Origin of the sequence: Robiginitalea sp. (assembly GCF_049588695.1) — a bacterium.
GTDB lineage: Bacteria > Bacteroidota > Bacteroidia > Flavobacteriales > Flavobacteriaceae > Robiginitalea.
Window position 1 is genome coordinate 1 of record NZ_JBAVZJ010000070.1, and the last position, 1532, is coordinate 1532.

General features: G+C 50.2%; 2 protein-coding genes. One reads left to right on the forward strand and one right to left on the reverse strand.

Going from position 1 to position 1532, the window contains the following annotated elements:
- Nucleotides 1-1030 (forward strand): MFS transporter (locus WBV75_RS01445; protein WP_424118881.1); only part of this gene is annotated, 1030 nt, incomplete at its 5' end.
- Nucleotides 1031-1048: 18 nt separating this feature from the next.
- On the opposite strand, the gene WBV75_RS01450 is transcribed toward WBV75_RS01445, so the two are convergent.
- Nucleotides 1049-1532 (reverse strand): head GIN domain-containing protein (locus WBV75_RS01450; RefSeq protein WP_424118882.1); only part of this gene is annotated, 484 nt, incomplete at its 5' end.

The window sequence follows — 1532 nt, forward strand, 5'->3', positions numbered from 1 at the left end:
GTCCTGTATCGGGCTGTTCTGGTTTTCCCTTGAAAACATCTACTTTGGGCTCTTGTGTTATTTCCTGGCCCTGGTGGGGTCTTGGGTTAGTTTTGCCATCAACAATTCCTATCTCCCGGACATTGCCTTTGCCAATCAACAGGATCGGATTAGTGCTCGCGGATTCTCGATGGGGTACATCGGGAGTGTGATCCTTTTGCTGATCAATCTGGCTATGATTCTCAACCCCGACTTCTTCGGCATCCGGGGTACGGAAGACTATCCGCCAAATGTCCAGGCCATGCGGTACTCTTTTGTGATGGTGGGTTTGTGGTGGATTCTATTCAGCCAGTACACCTTCTATTTTCTTCCCAAAGGGAACCCTCGGATGGGCGAGCGTAAAAACCTCATCTTTAATGGTTTTCAGGAGCTTCAATCGGTTTGGAGGCAACTGGGGGAGAATCCGATATTGAAGCGGTACCTGGGGGCGTTTTTTGTCTTCAGTATGGCCGTTCAGACCATCATGCTTATCGCGGCCTATTTCGGGGAAGAGGAAATCGCCTGGGGTTCCGACTCTGAGCGCACTTCCGGCCTGATTGTGAGTATTTTGGTGATTCAGCTTGTAGCCATTGCGGGGGCAACCCTGACGGCACGGGCCTCACGTGCTTTCGGTAATATTACGGTCCTCATCGCTTTAAACTTCCTGTGGGTAATCATTTGTGTTTATGCCTATACGGTGGTTACCCCCCTGGAATTCTATATCGCGGCCGGGGCGGTGGGCCTGGTAATGGGTGGTATTCAGGCACTCGCACGGTCTACCTATTCTAAATTTCTTCCTGAAACCCAGGACACGGCCTCCTTTTTCAGTTTCTACGATGTGGCCGAGAAAATCGGGATTATCATAGGAAGTTTTTTGTATGGCTTTGTGGCTCAAATCACCGGGAGCATGCGGAATGCCACGATTTTTCTCGTAGTCTTCTTTATAGGCGGAATTGTTTTGTTGTTGCGGGTGCCCAAAAAAAATCCCCGGAGCCAAAACCCCGGGGAATGATTGTTTCGTTTTTTGATTTTAACCTTTGGTGACATCACCCGACCCGGAGGTCTTTGAATCCACTTTTTCCGGATTCCCCCGGTAGTGTACATCCCCGGATCCCGATACGCGTGCTGTCAGAGATTCCAGGGCCGTTACTTTGACGTCGGCAGAGCCCGAAACTACAGCATCAACCGCCTTGGCCTCCAGTTCATATGCATGAACATCTCCGGAACCTGAAATCCGCACCTCCAAACGTTCGGCTGTACCACTCAGGCGAATGTCCCCTGAGCCCGAAAGTGTGGATTCTACCTCGTTTCCATCCACTTCGAGTGTAATATCACCCGAGCCGGACATCGTTACTTTTAAGTCATCGGAACGCAAAAGGGTCTTCCCGACAATATCCCCCGAGCCGGACATAGTCACGGAACTGATATTTTCAACAGGTACCCGGACCAGTATGCCCTTGGATTTCCAGGAGGAGGATTGTAAATTATACCCTTTTTCAGGTTTGATAGTCAGC